The organism is unidentified bacterial endosymbiont, assembly GCF_918320885.1.
Lineage (GTDB): Bacteria > Pseudomonadota > Gammaproteobacteria > Enterobacterales.
Genome location: NZ_OU907312.1, coordinates 1344211 through 1359650, shown reverse-complemented (window position 1 = coordinate 1359650; position 15440 = coordinate 1344211). Strand labels below are relative to the sequence as shown.

General features: G+C 47.3%; 14 protein-coding genes, 1 other RNA gene and 1 pseudogene. 8 read left to right on the top strand and 8 right to left on the bottom strand.

What is annotated here, in order from left to right:
• Positions 1–17: 17 nt before the first annotated feature.
• The 3 genes from NL324_RS06915 to smpB form a co-directional block, all read right to left on the bottom strand.
• Positions 18–1799, bottom strand: coding sequence for a ShlB/FhaC/HecB family hemolysin secretion/activation protein (locus NL324_RS06915; RefSeq protein WP_253306876.1), 1782 nt, complete (start codon positions 1797–1799; stop codon positions 18–20).
• A 390-nt stretch (positions 1800–2189) separates the two neighbouring features.
• Positions 2190–2575: a transfer-messenger RNA gene (ssrA, locus tag NL324_RS06910) on the bottom strand.
• Positions 2576–2675: 100 nt separating this feature from the next.
• The gene (gene smpB, locus NL324_RS06905; protein ID WP_253306875.1) at positions 2676–3155 is read right to left on the bottom strand and encodes an SsrA-binding protein SmpB; all 480 of its coding nucleotides are present in this window, start codon (positions 3153–3155) and stop codon (positions 2676–2678) included.
• Positions 3156–3322: 167 nt separating this feature from the next.
• On the opposite strand from smpB, the gene NL324_RS06900 reads away from it, so the two are divergent.
• Together NL324_RS06900 and NL324_RS06895 are read left to right on the top strand one after the other, a co-directional pair.
• Complete coding sequence (locus NL324_RS06900; protein ID WP_253306874.1) at positions 3323–3769, top strand: type II toxin-antitoxin system RatA family toxin; 447 nt, start codon at positions 3323–3325, stop codon at positions 3767–3769.
• Positions 3747–4049 (top strand): RnfH family protein, encoded by a 303-nt coding sequence (locus tag NL324_RS06895; protein WP_253306873.1) that lies wholly within the window; start codon positions 3747–3749, stop codon positions 4047–4049. The genes NL324_RS06900 and NL324_RS06895 overlap by 23 nt, the downstream gene beginning before the upstream one ends.
• Positions 4050–4151: 102 nt before the next feature.
• On the opposite strand, the gene bamE is transcribed toward NL324_RS06895, so the two are convergent.
• The 4 genes and pseudogenes from bamE to nadK form a co-directional block, all read right to left on the bottom strand.
• Positions 4152–4553, bottom strand: a complete 402-nt coding sequence (gene bamE / locus NL324_RS06890) for an outer membrane protein assembly factor BamE (protein ID WP_253306872.1) — start codon at positions 4551–4553, stop codon at positions 4152–4154.
• 78 nt (positions 4554–4631) lie between these two features.
• The gene (recN, locus tag NL324_RS06885) at positions 4632–6299 is read right to left on the bottom strand and encodes a DNA repair protein RecN (RefSeq protein WP_253306871.1); all 1668 of its coding nucleotides are present in this window, start codon (positions 6297–6299) and stop codon (positions 4632–4634) included.
• Between the two features lie 122 nt (positions 6300–6421).
• Positions 6422–6735, bottom strand: a pseudogene (gene sugE / locus NL324_RS06880) (quaternary ammonium compound efflux SMR transporter SugE).
• Positions 6736–6923: 188 nt separating this feature from the next.
• A complete protein-coding gene (nadK, locus tag NL324_RS06875) occupies positions 6924–7811 on the bottom strand; it encodes an NAD(+) kinase (RefSeq protein WP_253306870.1) in 888 nt (295 codons plus the stop codon).
• A gap of 168 nt (positions 7812–7979) precedes the next feature.
• On the opposite strand from nadK, the gene grpE reads away from it, so the two are divergent.
• The 6 genes from grpE to NL324_RS06845 all read left to right on the top strand — a co-directional run bounded on the left by grpE (position 7980) and on the right by NL324_RS06845 (position 14138).
• Positions 7980–8573: a nucleotide exchange factor GrpE gene (grpE, locus tag NL324_RS06870; protein ID WP_253306869.1), complete on the top strand. Its 594-nt coding sequence runs from the start codon at positions 7980–7982 to the stop codon at positions 8571–8573.
• Between the two features lie 51 nt (positions 8574–8624).
• Positions 8625–10664: an excinuclease ABC subunit UvrB gene (uvrB, locus tag NL324_RS06865; protein WP_253306868.1), complete on the top strand. Its 2040-nt coding sequence runs from the start codon at positions 8625–8627 to the stop codon at positions 10662–10664.
• A gap of 804 nt (positions 10665–11468) precedes the next feature.
• A complete protein-coding gene (locus tag NL324_RS06860; protein WP_253306867.1) occupies positions 11469–11885 on the top strand; it encodes an ankyrin repeat domain-containing protein in 417 nt (138 codons plus the stop codon).
• Positions 11886–11945: 60 nt separating this feature from the next.
• Positions 11946–12464 carry a helix-turn-helix domain-containing protein gene (locus NL324_RS06855; RefSeq protein ID WP_253305868.1) on the top strand — a complete coding sequence of 173 codons (519 nt, stop codon included), beginning with the start codon at positions 11946–11948 and terminating at the stop codon, positions 12462–12464.
• Positions 12431–12955, top strand: coding sequence for an IS630 family transposase (locus tag NL324_RS06850; protein WP_301282740.1), 525 nt, complete (start codon positions 12431–12433; stop codon positions 12953–12955). The genes NL324_RS06855 and NL324_RS06850 overlap by 34 nt, the downstream gene beginning before the upstream one ends.
• Entirely contained in the window at positions 12921–14138 is a 1218-nt protein-coding gene (locus NL324_RS06845; protein ID WP_253306866.1) for a hypothetical protein, read from the top strand. Before NL324_RS06850 ends, NL324_RS06845 begins: the two co-directional genes overlap by 35 nt.
• On the opposite strand, the gene NL324_RS06840 is transcribed toward NL324_RS06845, so the two are convergent.
• Positions 14127–15386, bottom strand: coding sequence for a Na+/H+ antiporter NhaC family protein (locus NL324_RS06840; RefSeq protein ID WP_253306865.1), 1260 nt, complete (start codon positions 15384–15386; stop codon positions 14127–14129). The genes NL324_RS06845 and NL324_RS06840 overlap by 12 nt on opposite strands.
• Positions 15387–15440: the final 54 nt, after the last annotated feature.

Below are 15440 nucleotides of genomic sequence, written 5' to 3'. Positions count from 1 at the left end.
TATTGGCAAGCGTGCTCCTAAAAGCTGTAGAGCAGGCTAAAGCCGCAGAGATGGCGGGCGCCGGTAAAGTTTTTGGTTGTTTTCAGTGGCCAGCTGGTAAACAGCGTATAGCTTAGGCCTTTTAAATTGCCCCGCAGACCCAGGGCGGCACCGGCGAGGCGGCGGCCCTCTGTTAAATCGTGGGCGAGTGGGCCGCTGACTTTGCCATAATCCAGCCCCAGATAGAGCTCAGAGCCGGTGTGACCCAAGGCGACGCCAAACTCATTGCGTAGCCACCAACCGCGCTCCGAGGAGAGTGGGAGCAGCGGATCACTATACCCAAAACCCCGGACGGTGTGGCGACTGCCGATACTAAAGCGCTCTGAGGGAGGCAATGGTGTACGGTTGTATTGTGCGTTCCAATTGCCGTGGTAGTGACAGGCCAGCTGTGCAATCTGCACCGGCAGTTTGCAGGAGAGCTCTAGAGTGATCACTTTAAAGCGCGGGGTTCCCTCCCGGGTGTTCTCAGGAACCGCTTGGGCACCAAAAGCACCGGTGCCCCGTTGATAACTGAGGCTGGCATCGAGGATCGCCTTGCCAATAAATTCCCGATGCGCCAGTGTGCTGCCCCAGCCGCCGAGCGCGTGCCGCTGGAGAGGTGAGTCGATGCCTAAAAGTTTATAGCCACTGTGATTGTTCCGGCGAAAGCCTTTGAAGGAGAGGGTGGTTTTACGCCGGGCATCGCGGTAGAGCAGGCGGGCCAGTTGGGCCTCTGAACGAGCGCTGCTGCCGCTGCGTAGATCGAGGCGATCGGGCCGTTGACTGTAGTCATGGGCCTCTTGCGTCTGGGTGAACTCTAAGAACCAGTAGCCCCAGGGTAGCCCATAGTGCAGGGTATGCCCGCGGGTGATCCCCCGGCCTACCGAGCAACCACCGAAGCCTTGATGCAGATTGATATAAAATAGATCGTTGAACCCCAAGGGTTGATCGTAGGCTAGGGTAAAGCCCCCTTGGTGTTTTTTAGTCAGCGGATTGCCAGAATCCTCTAAAGAGAGCGTTCCGCGTAGCGGCAGCTGCTGTTGCCAGGTGATTATCAGATCGCTGGTGCCCGCTGGAGCCTCTGGATCGCTGGCAGGGGCAATTTGGAAGGTGGCGGTAACGCTGGGGAGTCGTTTAAAGTTCTCTAAGGCTTGCTCGATATCCCGTAAATTGAGTAGATCACCAGGCTTGGCGGGCAGGGCGTTCCAGTGTCTAGCCTGCTTATCAGACTTTTCTGAAAAATAGAGACGATGCAAGCGTCCAGGAATGAGTGTGAGCACCAAGGTGCCACTGGCCAGGTTTTGTGGCTCTGCCACCACCTGAGTGGTGATAAAGCCGCGCTGCACGATGGCATGGTGCACCCGCTTGAGGATCAAGTTGATGCCGTTAGCCCCCAGCCGGCGACCCAGCGGGCTATCTGGAGCACTCCCCGCGCGGTGAGCGGCGGCTAAGGCCCATTGAAACTGCTGAGCGGCCTCGCCCTGGAGTTGCAGCTGTTTAATCTTAAAGCAGGGGGTTTCATCACTGGGAAGGCGCTGCAGTAGCTCGGGTGAGGGGGTCGGCTGTAGTTGTACATCAGGGACGCTCTCTTGCTGTTGCCGCAGCTCACGCTCCTGTTCACGTGCTTGCTGCTGTTGGGCAGCAGGCTCGGGCGCTACCGCAGAGGCTGGTAGTGAGGTGCCTAGCAGGGCACTCAGGATCAGTGAGATAAGGGAGCGTCTGATGGCGTTAAGGCCAAATAAGCGGTGCAGCCAAAGCGTAGTGAGGTTGGAAAATAACAACGCGATGCCTTCCCTGGTGATAAACCGAAAAGTCCGTAATGAGGTGAAATTCTAGCTGGAATATTTTGGTGTGACAATAAAATTAATGATTGAACAATATTAATGGATGGTTAGTGATTTCACGCTGCTAGGCAATGCTGGGAATAAACAGGGTCGCTGGGTCTGTAAGTCATCTATTGATTTATAAGGAATAAAAAAACAGGCGCTTCCGGACTTCGAAAATTCTCGGCGCTCTCGATTTGGAGAACATGGGCTCGCAGAGAGCAAAATGGGGGCTTAACGGGGTAGGGGATCTGGAAGGCAAAGTCCGGAACGATCAGCAGCACCTGCCCAATGGCGTGGGATTAGACGAAAAAAAACCTCAGCAGAGAACGGCTGAGGCCTGGAGATTGGTGGAGCTGGCGGGATTTGAACCCGCGTCCGTAAACCCTCACTTCTTAGTACTACATGCTTAGCCTGATCATCTATTTTCGTCTGTGATCGCCGATCGGCAGGCTACCAGAGATAGAGCTTATTTAGTTTTAACGCCTTCAGCCTAAAGCACGGCTTAAACGCGAGCCTGCTAAATTATGACCACCACGTTGCTCTTCACTGCAGACAGGTGTCGAGCGGGTGGGCCTTAGCCGCAGTTAAGCGGCGAGCAACACCCCATTATCAGTGTTGTAGGCGTGAACGTTGTCGTTTACATCTATTGTTTTGCGGCTTTTTACGAGGCCTACCGCACCTCGGCATGCACCTTGAAGATCGTAATTTCCGTCGAATCCAAAATCAGCCCCAAGTGCTCCATAGTATAGCTGTTAGCAAGCTGGCGTCAAGTTCACGTTAGTCGCTTCATTAAGTATACAAAGGACTAGCGTAGTGGAAAGCCACTATTGATTAACGAGATTTTAGCAAACGTGCTTTGGCAACCTGCCACTCCCGATCTTTGATACTCTCTCGTTTGTCATGCTCTTTTTTGCCCTTGGCAACACCCAGAGAGACTTTACTCCAGGCACCTTTCCAGTAGAGGGAGAGGGCCACCGCTGTATAACCTTGCCGATTAATTTTGCCATAAAGGGTACTGAGCTCTCGTTGCTTTAGTAACAGCTTGCGAGTGCGGGTGGCATCACAGACAACATGGCTAGAGGCCAGGCTAAGTGGTGTAATAGTGCTACCGAGTAGCCAGGCTTCGCCATTTTTTAGCAGAACATAACTATCACTCAAATTGGCTTTTCCCGCACGAAGGGCTTTAACCTCCCAACCCTGTAGGACTAAACCTGCCTCGAAGGTCTCTTCAATAAAATAGTCATGACGCGCACGTCGATTCTGGGCAATAACCCGGGCGTCGCTAGATTTCTGAGCACTCTGTTTAGACATGATAGGGTGACTGATCCATAAGGCCAATAGGTGGTCGGTTGTAGGCAATTACCGAAGGCAAGCCAGAGATTTTATTAGCAAAAAAGCAGGCATTGACTACAAAACTTCGCTTTATCAATGCAGTGGTGTTATCCTGCCTATGAGGCTAATCACTCTCTCCTACCAAGATGTCGTCTATTAAACGCACGGTACACGCTGACCACAGCGTACAACAAATGTATCAGCTGATCAATGATATTCCAGCTTACCCCGCTTTTGTGCCAGGCTGCATCAAAGCTCAGGTATTGGCACAGCAGGAGCATCAAATGATGGCCTCTCTGTGGTTAAGCTTTGCAGGGATTCAAAAAACGATGACCACTCAGAATCACTTGATCCCCAACGAATCTATTACACTGCAGCTGATTGACGGTCCCTTGCGCCACCTCAGCGGCGGCTGGTATCTACGGCCTTTCACGCCGCAAACTTGTGAGATAACGCTCGACCTACAGTTTGAACTGAATAGCCCTCGGCTTGATTATCTGTTTGGTTGCTTATTTAAGGAGTTGGTTAGTCGTATGACGATGGCTTTTACCCAACGTGCTGCGGTGCTCTATGGCTGCCACTATTACAGTTGAACTGGTGTATGCCGAGTCACCGCTCCAGCAGTTTATGGTGACGTTGCAGCTCCCTAGTGTGAGCACTATCGCTACGGTGATCCAAAAGTCCGGGGTTTTGATCCGCTATCCTAACCTTGATTTAGCCAAAAATCGGGTCGGGATCTATGGCTGCCACAAGGCGTTGACTGATAGCGTACAAGCTGGCGATCGGGTAGAAATCTATCGACCGTTAATGGCTGATCCACGTGAGATCCGCCGAGCAAGGGCGCTGCAGCAAAAAAATAGAGATGCTCTTTAATTGATCTCCGTCGTGGGCGCTATCCCACCGGGTGACTACCCTGAGTGAGTAACAGCGCCCATGTTTTATCTATTGTCTTCTGGTTCCCCCGGCGGCTAGCCGTTAGTGAGCGGCTCGAGTGCTTCGGGATTGTTGAGCAGCGCTCGGTGACTTTAACTGGGGATTTTGCCATGGAAAGTCACTCTCAATGCGTTCTAAGTGACCTTGAGCATTAAAAGTCAATTTCAAATTTTTCTGGGTGGCCACTTGATGGGCGCACTGTTGACGAAACAGGTAGTGCCAACTGTTATCCTGGGTAAAAGGATCACGGAGCGCTGGAGTCCCTAATAAAAAGAGTACCTGCTCTTTGGTCATACCGCGTTTCAATTGTTTGACGTTGTGCTGTTCCAAGTAGTTGCCTTGGTTCACGTCAATGCGGTAGAGAAGCCGTTTGAGCGTTGAACAACCCGTAGTGCCCAGTAATGTCACCAGAATACTGATAGAAATTAAATGACTACACCTCATCGATTACAAACCTTATTTGTCTGCTAAGATCAGAATCATAATGAAGCTTGCGCCCAATGTAAAAGGGTACGTGTTTTTTTAGCCCGTTGCCAACAGTTCGCGCGCAGTGGCTAAAGTCTGTGGTGTAATGACAGCTCCGGCAATTAGCCGTGCTAACTCTTGTAACCGTTGATCCAGTTCCAGTGGTTGTAGTTGAATGATCGTTTCAGCCCCGTGGCTCTGTTTCTTCACTAATACATGATGGTGACCACAACCCGCTACCTGGGGTAAATGGGTGACACAGAACACTTGAGTAATTTCACCTAATTGACGTAGGTGTTGACCCACTGCTAGAGCGCTGTGACCGCTGATACCGGCATCAATTTCATCAAAAATTAGGGAAGGGGTGGCTTTTTTATGAGCAGTCAGTAGTTGAATGGCTAGTGCCATGCGAGATAATTCGCCACCGGAGGCCACTTTACTCAAAGGTTGCAGGGGCTGTCCAGGATTAGTGGTGACTAGAAATTCTACCCGGTCGCCTCCCTGTGTGGCCAGTTGATCAGGTAGAGCGGGGGTCACGGTGATAGCAAACTGCGCGTGCGGCAAAGCCAGGTGCTGCAGTGTGGTGGTTAAGCGCTGCGCGAGGATCTCTGCGGCTTGTTGCCGGCTGCTCGTCAGCACTGCGGCGGCCTGCTGGGCGGCACTCTGATCAGCCAGCAACCGCTGTTGAAGCGCTTGTTGGTCAACCGCTCGCTGCTCTAAATCTTCCCAAGCTTGCTGCAGCTGCTGTTGTCGCTCAGGCAGCGCTTCAGGAGCAATCTGGTGTTTACGGGCTAATTGAATGGTTTTAGCCAGGCGTTGTTCTAAATAAGCTAAGCGTTCTGGATCAAGTACTAAACGGTCAGGATAGTCCTGTAATGCATGAGCCGTTTCAGTAATATGAATGGCCGCTTCTTCCAGCAGGCTGAGTAGTTCAGATAAACGATCATCCAGCTGTAGCAGCTGCCGCATCTGCTGAATGGCTTGGGATAATAGCTGTGAGAGATTATGATTATCATCCTCTACCAGCAACTGGAGTAACTGCTGGCTCAGCAGTAAACGTTCACTATAACGGGCTAATGCCTGATGCTCCTCGATAATTTGTTGATACTCATTGGGTTGTGCTGCAAACTCCTGCAATTCTTGTAATTGATAGTGCAGTAATTCCGCTTGAGCGGCCTGTGCTTCAGCCTGCTGTTGCTGTTGTAAGCAGTATCGCTGGGTGGTTGACCACTGTTGGTAGGCACTGTGTAGAGCTTCAACCAAATCAGGATGCTGGGCAAATTGATCCAGTAGTTTCCGCTGATGACGATTTTTAAGCAGCTGCTGATGTTCATGTTGACCATGAATTTGTACTAAGCAGTCGCCAAGTTCCCGTAACTGTGTCAGTGGCACTGGAGTGCCATTAATAAAGCTGCGTGAACGGCCATCGGCTGTGAGGGTGCGGCGGAGAATACACGTTTCGTCACGCTGCAGCTGCTGTTGAACTAGCCACTGGTAGGCTTGGGGATTGCTAGCTACTTGAAAACAGGCTGAGAGATCAGCGCGGACGCTGTTAGCTCGGACTAACGTGGACTCAGCCCGCTCGCCGAGGCAGAGCCCTAGGGCATCGATGAGAATCGATTTGCCCGCGCCGGTTTCCCCGGTGATCACCGTCATCCCTGTGTCAAAATCTATGTGCAGCTCTTGGATCAGGGCGTAGTGATGAATGGTTAACTGCGTTAGCATAGGGCCATCTCATCCTTTGACTTGGGGCTACCCGCTTGAAATAACGCTCTTATCATGCATGAAATGCCTTGAAATGCCCAGTGGCTGTTGATGTTTTAAGGTCATTGATGAAACCATCGCCCCTAGGAAGCAGAAAGTTTTAACCCGATAATGCCAGTCAGAATCAATCCAATACAGACCAACCGGGGGGTTGAAGCCACCTCGTCCAATAATAAAATCCCCATGATAACTGTTCCAATGGCACCAATTCCTGTCCAGACTGCATAAGCAGTTCCTACAGGTAACGATTTCATAGCGGCCGCAGGGATACACTGATCACCATCGCTGTTATCGTGCCAACAGAGGGCCAAAGCTTACTAAACCCGTCAGTGTATTTTAGACCGATGGCCCAGACTATTTCGAATAAACCTGCAACTCCTAATACAATCCAAGGCATATTTTATCAACCTATTAATATTCGTAGGAGAGCGGCCAGTCAACCAGGCACCACTTCGGGGATCCGGGTAGTATTCCTAACTGATCATTGGGCTAGACTGTCTGCCCAAACAAGGCGGTTTTTGGGGGTAGTGATGGCAGTCAATGGTTGCTCCTATGAAGCCTTATCTCTCAACAGTAGCTAACTCGTTAAAATAATTTTTTCAGCCAACCCAGTTTAGCACTGAGGCGATTAAAATAGTCATAGCCGAGCGGGTGAATTAAAGAGAGTTGGTGTACGCTTTTTTGGATGACCACGTGCTCGTCTGGCCGGATCGGTAGCGTAATATGGCCATCACAGCTGAGTTTTAGGGTAGGATTGTGTGGCAGCGCTGAGAAACAGAGTTGAATGCAGCTGTCACCATCAATGACCAGTGGACGGGCCGAGAGCGACTGGGGAAACATCGGCATCAATAGGATTGCATTCAGTGTCGGCGACAAGACAGGGCCGCCACCAGACAGTGAATAGGCGGTTGAGCCGGTTGGCGTCGAGAGAATTAAGCCATCTGCCCGTTGGGCAAACGTAAAACGGTTATCAATATAGACCTCAAATTCAACCATATGGGCTACTTGATCTGGATGCAATACCACTTCGTTAAGGGCTAAACTGTGCTGTTGACACTGCTGGTCAGCCGTATTCACGCTGGCTTTAAGAACTAAGCGCTCTTCTTGTTGATAGTGACCAGCCAATACGGCCGCCAGTTGCTGTTGGGCCGTATCGGGATCGAGATCGGTTAGAAAACCAAGATGGCCACGATTAACGCCAATCAGCCGGGTCGAGTGCTGCACCAAGGTTTGTGCAGCACTGAGCAGATTGCCATCACCGCCAATAACGACCACCAAATCTGCTTGTTGTCCCAGATCAGAGAGCGGCATTACCCCGTCGTTGTTAACCCCTAATGCCTGGGCTACTTGTGGTTCTAGAAGTACCTGATAGCCGGCAGCGCTGAGCCAATCATACAGCAAGGCGTGCGTTGTAGTGCCGTGGTGACTTCGAGGTAAGCCCACTAGAGCAATAATCTTAAAATCTTTATCCATGACTTGTCCATCACTGGCTTGTCCAATAAAACTGAAAATGGCTGCTTAACTTGCACAGAGAATGCTTGAAATGCGCGCGTCTGACCCCATAATAAGCTAATTAGTACGTCACAGGCTAGTCATGCTGTTATGGCGGAGACAATGATGAATAATGGAGCAAAGTTACCGATGAATAACCCACAGCACGTGCAACCAGCAACCACTGAAAATTCACAACACACTGCTGATGAGGCATCGCTTGAGAAACCTGCTGAGGTAGGAGAGCCGGACTCAGTAGTGCAAGCTCCTCAGGAGCAACAGATCCAACAGCTTCTGGCACAGTTGGCGGCGTATGAACAGCAGCAGCGTGAGCTCCAGCTGCGGATGCTCGCAGAAAAGCAGAATCTGCAACGCCGCTTTGACCAAGATTTGGAAAAAGCCTATCAATTTTCTTTAGAAAAGTTTGTCAAGGCCCTGCTGCCGATTCTCGATAGCTTTGAACAAGCTGTGGCGTTGGCTGATAGAGACAATACCGCGGCAATGCCAATGATTGAAGGGATTGAATTGACCTTTAAATCATTGCAGGATACCTTGCATAAGTTCAAGGTTGAAGCGGTTGGAGCATGTGGAACCCCTTTTGATCCCCAATGGCATCAAGCGATGACCCTAGTCGATTCAGAGGAGTTCCAGCCCAATCATATTGTTACCGTCATGCAGAAAGGCTATAGTTTACAGGGTCGGCTATTGCGCCCTGCCATGGTAACTGTGGCGCGCTCTCAATAGCTGGATAGTGACTCGCTCGATTAGAGAGCACCCAAGTCATTGTAGAGGGCTATGAATAGCACTCAGTTATCCAAAAGGTTTTGCTTGCGGAGCTCCTTTAAACCCGCCGGTGATCAGCCTCAAGCCATTAGCCAGTTGGTGTCGGGGCTTAATCAGGGTTTGGCTCACCAAACGCTTCTGGGGGCGACCGGTACGGGGAAGACTTTTACTATCGCCAATGTGATTGAGCAACAACAACGGCCGACGCTCATTTTAGCCCCCAATAAAACCTTAGCCGCACAGCTTTATGGTGAGATGAAAGCCTTTTTCCCCGAGAATTCGGTGGAGTATTTTGTCTCCTACTACGACTACTACCAGCCAGAAGCGTATGTGCCGAGTACCGATACCTTTATCGACAAGGATGCCTCAATCAATCAACATATTGAGCAGATGCGACTTTCGGCCACTAAAGCGCTGATTGAACGCCGAGATGTGATTGTAGTGGCCTCTGTTTCAGCGATCTACGGGTTAGGGGATCCAGAGCTCTATTTACAGATGATGCTCCATCTGCGGCGAGGTGAGCTGATCGATCGCACCGCTATTCTGCAGCGCTTAACGGATCTACAGTATACGCGCAATGATCACAGTTTCCAGCGGGGAACTTTTCGGGTACGTGGTGAGGTGATTGATGTTTTTCCTGCTGATGCGGACGCCATCGCACTGCGGATTGAATTATTTGATCGCGAGCTAGAGCAGTTAACGCTATTCGATCCACTCACTGGACAGGGGCAGCAGGTCGTCTCACGGTATACTATCTATCCCAAAAATCATTATGTCACGCCACGTTCCCGTATTCTAGAGGCCATCGAGCAGATCAAACAAGAGTTGGCAGAACGGCGCCAGGCGCTACTGAATGATAATAAATTGTTAGAAGAGCAGCGCTTGGCACAGCGTACCCAGTATGATCTAGAGATGCTGCAGGAGCTAGGGTACTGCTCGGGCGTTGAAAATTACTCACGCTATCTCTCTGGCCGAGCAGCGGGGGAGCCACCGCCGACCCTGTTTGATTACTTGCCGGCAGATGGCTTATTGGTGATTGATGAGTCCCATGTGACTATCCCTCAGTTGGGGGGCATGTACCGTGGTGATAGGGCCCGCAAAGAGACGCTGGTGACTTACGGTTTTCGATTGCCCTCGGCCTTAGATAACCGCCCCATGCGTTTTGAAGAATTTACCGCATTATCCCCGCAAACGCTGTATGTTTCGGCCACCCCGGGTCCGTATGAGTTACAGCAATCGGGTAACGATTTAGTCGATCAGGTGGTACGTCCTACAGGGTTACTGGAGCCAGAGGTTGAAGTTCGGCCAGTAGCGACTCAAGTGGATGATCTACTGTCTGAGATCTACCAGCGGGTGGCGAAAGCGGAGCGGGTCTTGGTCACGACCCTCACGAAGCGTTTATCCGAAGATCTCACGAGTTATCTAGAAGAGCACCAAGTCAAAGTCCGCTATTTGCATTCAGAAATCGATACGGTTGAACGGATGGAGATCTTGCGGGATCTCCGGTTAGGGGTTTTTGATGTTTTAGTCGGGATTAACCTGCTGCGAGAGGGGTTAGATATTCCAGAGGTCTCGTTAGTGGCCATTTTAGATGCGGATAAACAGGGTTTTTTGCGTTCAGCTCGATCACTGATTCAAACTATTGGTCGTGCAGCGCGCCATCTGCACGGCAAAGCGATTTTGTATGGCGATACGGTGACAGACGCTATGGCGCAGGCGATTGAGGAGACCGATCGGCGCCGGATCAAGCAGCGGGCCTATAACCAAGCGCATGGTATTGTGCCACAGGGCCTACAAAAAGCGATTACCGATATTTTAGAGTGGGGGGTAAAACCCAAAGCGCGTAGGGCCAGTGCTGCCTCAGTGGTCCATGAGCGTCTTAAAGCACTGACCCAGTTAACTCCTGCTGAGCAAGCAAAAGCGATCAACCGCTTAGAGCAGCAGATGTACACACATGCACAGAATCTAGAGTTTGAGCAGGCCGCCCAGCTGCGGGATGACATCCAACAACTACGCCAACGGTGGATTACCGGTACCCCAGTGACTGGATGACCAACGCTTGGTCGTACGTACTTCATTGATTTTGATTTAGCTTATTAACTATAAAGATAATGTAATTATATTTTTTGTTTCTAGCAGTCTCACTTAAAACAGTTTTAAATCAATGATTTATATTATTTGACAATAAAATATAAAAATTAGTTTATTTTGTTTAATTTTTAATGTATTTTATTGTCAAATTTTAGTTAAAAGGTAGCACAAAAACTGATCATTTTTTTAATGATTGCTAATAAAATAAAAATAACTTATTAATGTTTAAATACATAATTAATTTGATTGGTATATTATATATTTTATTTTTTTAGTTACTCTATCATAAAAGGTAAACATTATAAGTTGTAATACAGGTTCGATAAACGAATGATATTACTCCCTGGATTAACAGTCTAAGAGGAATCCTCAAAACGAACTCTATTGATAGTTAACTAAGTGAAAAAGTATCAGTTTATATGCAACAATAGTTTCATCCAACAGAGCTATTTGAGTGTGTCGTGGTTTAATGCATTAAGAATTGAGATGTGATTCAAACCGGGGAGTTGATTATAAAAACGATAATAATCGACTGAAATTTATAGATATAAAACTATGATCTTATTTGCCACTTAGAAAACTGATTTACAAAAGCAGTTATAAAATATTTTAGATAATTTTATGTATGTTATGAGTATCAGACAATATAAATCTTTATAAGATTTTGAATGATCTACTAGTTAAATTAAAAAATCTGTATTTATAATATAGCGAATAAACAATATTTTTTATTTTAATTTTATTAAAAGAAAAAGGGGAACATCAGTGGAACAAACAAGTGTGAATTTGAAACCTAACACACAACAATTGGCTTATCTGCCGATAGAGTATCGAAAACTAAATCCTTTATCATCAGCTGTTTTAAATGCTGATTATGATGAGATATCACGTCTAATAAAGCTTGGTGCCTGTGTTAATAAAATCAATGACTATAAAATTACTCCATTGATGGTTGCCGGTTTTAAAAATGATAAAAGGGCTTTAGATACTTTATTGAATTATAACGCAAATCCATTCCTTACTGATGTATTTAACCAAACAGTATTAGATATAATAACTAATAATGAAATTAAAAAAGATATGCGGTCAAAAATTAACAATCTAGAACCAAATATAAAAAATAGTGCCTCTAATATAAAAGTTAATGGTACTGATGAATATAAAGAGTTAAGTGCTCTATAAAAATGAAATGCAATGAGTTATGCTAAAGATATGAATTTTCACTCTGCATGCTGTTGCCCAATGAAATTGTCCATAAAATTGACAGAAACTGAGCGCTTTACATTACAACAACTATCTTTAAACCATCATTATAGAGAGACCAGGATGCGAGGAGCTGGACTGTTACTACTAGCCAAGGGACTCAAACCGGTTGAAGTTTCCAAGGAGCTTTTGGTTAGTTTTCGAGCGGTGTATAACTGGATCCATAGGTGGCGCCGAGCAGGTATTTGTGGCCTGCTTTGTCAATATAACGGCGGCCGACCACGAGCGCTGTCGCCAGAAATGGTTGCCAGTGCTGTCGACGCTGCATGCTCGGAATCATTGAGTTTAGCAGGCATAGCCAAACGAGTGGAAGCTGAACATGGTGCCTTACCTTGCACGCTAGAAACACTCGCTTCGGCGCTTAAAGAGCAAGGGCTCTCCTATAAAAGATCACGTTATTCACTTAAAAAAAACGTGATGAAGCCTGTTACATTGCAAAATCAGCTGTACTCTCAAGGCTCAAATTGCTCTCCCGTGAAGACAACAAATATCGTTTGATCTATTTTGATGAAAGTGGTTTTTCCTCTACCCCTCCTGTTCAGAATGGTTGGGGACCTAGAGGGCAGCCGCATCGGGTAGAACCAAAACCACACTGCAGACGTTCGGTACTGGGGGCTTTAGATTTTTCAGCTAACACCTTGTCCCATAAGATTATTGAGCAAAATGTGACAAGAAAAGAGGTCGTTGACTTTTTAGAGGATATTGCCCAGAAGGGTGAGCAACGCTATACCTTTGTGGTATTAGATAATGCCAGTATTCATCATGGCATTGAGCAAGAGACATTGAAACGGTGGTTCGTGGAGAACAATATGGTACTTCTTTATCTTCCCGCTTATAGTCCAGAGCTTAATTTGATTGAGATAGTTTGGAAACAAGCTAAGTATCATTGGCGCCGCTTGGTAACCTGGAGTAAACAAACTATCAATACAGAAATTAACCGCTTGTTGAGCTCTTATGGCAATATTTTTGCAGTTAATTTTTCGCGATAACTTATCACCTTTATCACAAGCTGCTTTAGATATGAATCACGATGAAATGCTAGCGCTAATAAATATAGGTGTCTGTGTTAATAAAGCCAATCGGTATGGAACCACCGCCTTAATGATTTCTTCAATTAAAAATGATAAAAAAGGGGTTCTTATTTTACTTAATGCTGGTGCAAATTCTTTGTTGCGTAATTCTGGAAATCAAAATGCGTTGTCTATGACAAATAATGATGAAATTAAAAAAATTATCAAGAAATCATCGGATGAGTTAAGAAAATTTCGTTCCAATTTTGAAGACCACAAGATTTTTTCTCTTCCCGTCACTAATATGATTCCAATCGTTGAATCTGATAAAAACAAAACAATCTCAGCATCTGTATTAGGCATTGCAGGTTTGTCTTTAACGACGGAGCTCGCAAGATATGCTATAGAGAATATTTCTGATCAAAGTGAACCCTATCGAATAGATGTCAATCAGACAAGAAGTGTCTCTTTAGAGACTGACAATTATTTTTATAAAAATCTCTGGTGGATAAGTGGAATTACATTACCGATTATGGCTTTAGTAACTAAAAAATTAATCAGTTATTTCAGGAAGAGATCTGATGCATCTACTACAAATTCATATAATAATAATCCCTTGTTAGAAGATAGTAGTCCTTCCTCATCGGTAGATCAATTTAATGAATTTATTGAATATTCAAAAAAAGATATTTGTTCATCAATAAATTTCCAAACGTTAGAGACAAATTTTGAGTTGTCAAGTCTCACATCTCCGATAGAGTCAAAGACAAGTCTTGGACTAATTCAAACTTTATCGATCTCCTCAATTAAAAAAGAAGAGCCTATTTATGATGTTCCAAGAGTTGTTTATGCTGTTCCAAATCCAATTAAAAAAGCCCCTAATAATCTCACTGGGCCAAGAATATCTACACTATCTACAATATCTGCCCAGGGCCATGAAGTTGAAAAATTCATACTTGAACTCGAAAAATTGCAAGCTCGGAGAGAATCCACACCATTTTTTGATATACAGTGTATACGTGATGCTAATATAACAAGCGGTGAGATTAATGAGTTACAAAAACTTATTGCTTGTTGCGCCAGCGAAAGAGAATCACCCGCTGTCAGTTATCGGTCTGAGCAAACTGTTAACCCTGTTGAAGCTCACCTGTTACTGGTTTAGCTTCGGTTTCAGACCACTCAAGGTCAAGATAGTGATCAGGGCAACAGCCCCCAAGGCATAGCAGTAGTACACTTGACCGATAACATTGAGGGGTGAGACGCCAGCGAGGCTACTAGCTAATAGGATCTGCGCACTATAAGGGATGAGGCCCTGAACCACACAGGAGAAGATATCTAGCCAGGTTGCACTATAATGGGGGGGGATGTGATATTTCTTAGCAATCTCTCGAGCTAGATCGCCACTACAAATGATGGCGATCGTATTGTTGGCCAACAGCAGATCGAATAGGCTAACGATAGCGGCAATCAGCAACTGCGCCAGCTTTTGACCCGCTTTGCGGTGTGCCAACCAGCTAGAGAGTTGCTCAGAGAGCTTCAGGGTCCCTTCGCCGACGAGGCCAGAGAGGCCGCCGACCAGCATGGAGAGCAGCATCATCTCCTGCATACTGGTAAAGCCAGAGACAATGTCTCGGCTATAGTGTAGCCAGCCATAACCGCCATCGACCATTCCCAGCAGGCCAGCAGCCATAATACCCATCACCAGGGTGATCAAAACATTAACACCACAGAGAGCCAGAATAATGAGCAGAGCATAGGGGGCAACCCGTAGCAGTGAGTAGGGTTGTACCAGGATTGGCACACTGCTATCACAGTGTAACAATAGACAGCCTAGGGTGATCAGTGCGGCGATGGTGGCTATCAGCGCATTCAGGCGTAATTTAGCCTGCAGATCAGCCCGTTGTGACATGACAGCCGCGATGGTGGTATCGGAAATAATAGAGAGATTATCCCCAAACATGGCACCCCCAACGACCGTCGCGGCCCCTAGAGCAGCTGGAAAGGCACCGTGGGTACTAAGACCATAAGCAACCGGTGCAATAGCAGCGATGGTCCCCATGGAAGTGCCCATAGCCACCGAGATAAAGGCTGCCGTGATAAACAGTCCCATCAGTAAAAACTGCGGGGCAATCAGCGATAGCGCCAGCTGGACCGTGGCTTCTACGCTGCCGATAGCTTGGGTGACGGCACCGAAAGCACCCGCCAGCAGGAAGATCAAACACATCGTGATAATATCCCGGTGTCTGATCCCTTCGAGCAAAGCGTGCAGGCGATGTTCGGTATTGCCTCGGTGTAGCAACCATCCCAGCACGATAGCGGGGAGAATGGCGGCCAAGGGGGAGAGCTGATAGAAGGCGTTATCTACCCCAGACAGTGAACAATAGAGACCAGTGCCCACGTAGATCGACACAAACGTTACCATTGGAAGGAAACTGCTTATCATAGTCTCAGCTTTATCATTGAA

Coding starts and splice junctions, on each gene's coding strand:
- recN (WP_253306871.1), bottom strand. CDS start 6,299: ATGCTAACGCAGTTAACCATTCATCACTACGCCCTGATCCAAGAGCTG.
- smpB (WP_253306875.1), bottom strand. CDS start 3,155: ATGTCTAAACAGAGTGCTCAGAAATCTAGCGACGCCCGGGTTATTGCC.
- NL324_RS06855 (WP_253305868.1), top strand. CDS start 11,946: ATGAAATTGTCCATAAAATTGACAGAAACTGAGCGCTTTACATTACAA.
- grpE (WP_253306869.1), top strand. CDS start 7,980: ATGAATAACCCACAGCACGTGCAACCAGCAACCACTGAAAATTCACAA.
- NL324_RS06900 (WP_253306874.1), top strand. CDS start 3,323: ATGTCGTCTATTAAACGCACGGTACACGCTGACCACAGCGTACAACAA.
- uvrB (WP_253306868.1), top strand. CDS start 8,625: ATGAATAGCACTCAGTTATCCAAAAGGTTTTGCTTGCGGAGCTCCTTT.
- nadK (WP_253306870.1), bottom strand. CDS start 7,811: ATGGATAAAGATTTTAAGATTATTGCTCTAGTGGGCTTACCTCGAAGT.
- NL324_RS06895 (WP_253306873.1), top strand. CDS start 3,747: ATGGCTGCCACTATTACAGTTGAACTGGTGTATGCCGAGTCACCGCTC.
- bamE (WP_253306872.1), bottom strand. CDS start 4,553: ATGAGGTGTAGTCATTTAATTTCTATCAGTATTCTGGTGACATTACTG.
- NL324_RS06845 (WP_253306866.1), top strand. CDS start 12,921: ATGGCAATATTTTTGCAGTTAATTTTTCGCGATAACTTATCACCTTTA.